Genomic DNA, 706 nt, shown 5'->3' on the forward strand with positions numbered 1-706 from the left:
CCGGCCCCGGGCGAGCCCGCGTCGTTCTGGTCGAGCATCGGCTTCGACGCCTCGGTGCACGAGATCCTCATGCCCCTCACCACCGGCGCCGTGCTGCATGTCGTCCCCGACGAGCTGCGCGGCGATCCCGAGGCGCTCATGGGCTGGCTGCGCGAGCACCGGATCACCCAGGCGTTCCTGCCTCCGTCGTACGTCAAGTGGATCGACGAGGATCCCGCCGCGCGTCTGGCGGGACTGGCGCTGCGCCACCTGCTGACGGGCGTGGAGTCGCTGCCCGAGTCGGCGCTGTACCGGATGCGGCAGGCCCTGCCCGGACTGCGCGTCCTCTACGGCTACGGGCCGACCGAGACCACTCTCTACACCACCGCCTACGACGATCCGGGGCCCCGCGAACGCCAGTGTCCGATCGGCCGTCCGCTGGACAACACCCGGCTGTATCTGCTGGACGGGCGGCTGCGGCCCGTACCGGTCGGAGTGGCGGGCGAGGTCTTCGTCGCGGGCGCGAGCCTGGCGCGCGGCTATCTGCACCGGCCGGATCTGACCGCGGAACGGTTTCTGCCCGACCCCTTCGTACCGGGCGAGTACGTCTACCGCACCGGTGATGTGGCCCGCTGGCTGCCCGACGGCAACGCCGAGTACGTCGGCCGCCGCGACGACCAGATCAAACTGCGGGGCTTCCGCATCGAGCCGGGCGAGGTCGAGGCGG

The 706-nt window shown here is 71.8% G+C and carries 1 protein-coding gene; it reads left to right on the top strand.

Annotated elements, in window-relative coordinates; genetic code table 11:
* The coding region (locus BFF77_RS32215) for an AMP-binding protein (RefSeq protein ID WP_425424465.1) at positions 1 to 706 on the top strand (706 nt) is incomplete at both ends.

Origin of the sequence: Streptomyces lushanensis (assembly GCF_001700515.1) — a bacterium.
GTDB lineage: Bacteria > Actinomycetota > Actinomycetes > Streptomycetales > Streptomycetaceae > Streptomyces > Streptomyces lushanensis.